Origin of the sequence: Anaerophaga thermohalophila DSM 12881, assembly GCF_000191885.1 — a bacterium.
Taxonomy (GTDB): Bacteria; Bacteroidota; Bacteroidia; order Bacteroidales; family Marinilabiliaceae; genus Anaerophaga; species Anaerophaga thermohalophila.
In genome coordinates this window covers 1-1136 of the sequence record NZ_AEWI01000145.1, presented here as the reverse complement: position 1 = coordinate 1136, position 1136 = coordinate 1, and the positions used below count along the sequence as shown (strand labels likewise).

The window sequence follows — 1136 nt, the reverse complement described above, 5'->3', positions numbered from 1 at the left end:
GTATGATGGGAATTGGAAATCATGCATTCCCTGGTCCATCAATTATGAATGCATAAACTATCACGTACGCTTCTTAGGGGGAAGGGAGGATTTTACTCCTCCTGACCTACCCGGTTAGCGCATTTATGATGAAAATTGGTCGTATTGAATTGATTATTTTGAAATATTTGGTATTTTTGGAGAAAGGGGAAACATATGATGATAGATACTCAAATAAGAAGCAGAATACTGCGTAAAATACAGCGAATTCCTTCAAATAGATTAAAGGAAATTGATGACTTTGTCTCTCGAATAGAATCATCCACAAACAAAAAAGAAAAAAACCTTTCTTTTGCTGGTGCATGGAAAAATATTGATGATAGCACATTTGAAGATTTAACAGATAATTTAATTGAAAAAAGGCAGCGAAGTAAACGAAGAATAAATGAATAGAGCCCTAATTGACACGGATATTCTTTCTTATTATCTCAAAGGTGACATTGATGTAATAAAAAATTTTGAGAAATATCTTGATGATTTTGATACTTTAGAAATTAGTATAATTACCTACTATGAAATAGTTAGTGGCTTACAAGCAAAGAATGCATTTAAACAATTAAATATCTTTGAAGAATTTGTAACAGAAAATCTCGTATTACCTCTCACCGAAGAATCTGCAAAACTATCCGCTGAAATATATGCTAATCTCCGAAAATCAGGAAATATTGTTGACGATATAGATTTATTGATTGCAGGAATAGCAATTGAAAACGAAATGACTTTAGTTACCAATAATGATAGTCATTTTGAACGTATTCCCGGATTAAAAATTGAAAACTGGAAGAAAAACGCGCTATAACAAAGCTATGATACGCCAGCCGTAGCATCTACAGCATATTGAAGGTTTCGTATTACCCTCTCTCATGCTCTCAAGCTGATAAATCCACAGCTGGTATGAAAGCCACGCCCAGGCGCATACAATAGGGCGTTGTTGCGACACGAAGTCGCTCTATATAATTGTTTTACAGGGCAATGGCCCTGATAAAACCTATTGTTCTTCCAATAGTATCCTACCGGGATAACTGGCGTGTGGTGCAGCCACTGCGGGTTGAAGCTCCCGGGATAAGTGTACCAATCGCCCGGATTTAGTATCCCAT

General features: G+C 36.1%; 2 protein-coding genes. Both read left to right on the top strand.

What is annotated here, in order from left to right:
* Positions 1-195: 195 nt before the first annotated feature.
* Positions 196-432 carry a hypothetical protein gene (locus ATH1_RS0117100; RefSeq protein WP_010424640.1) on the top strand — a complete coding sequence of 79 codons (237 nt, stop codon included), beginning with the start codon at positions 196-198 and terminating at the stop codon, positions 430-432.
* Complete coding sequence (locus ATH1_RS0117095) at positions 425-838, top strand: type II toxin-antitoxin system VapC family toxin (protein WP_010424639.1); 414 nt, start codon at positions 425-427, stop codon at positions 836-838. Before ATH1_RS0117100 ends, ATH1_RS0117095 begins: the two co-directional genes overlap by 8 nt.
* The last annotated feature ends 298 nt before the right edge of the window (positions 839-1136 follow it).

Coding starts and splice junctions, on each gene's coding strand:
- ATH1_RS0117100 (WP_010424640.1), top strand. CDS start 196: ATGATGATAGATACTCAAATAAGAAGCAGAATACTGCGTAAAATACAG.
- ATH1_RS0117095 (WP_010424639.1), top strand. CDS start 425: ATGAATAGAGCCCTAATTGACACGGATATTCTTTCTTATTATCTCAAA.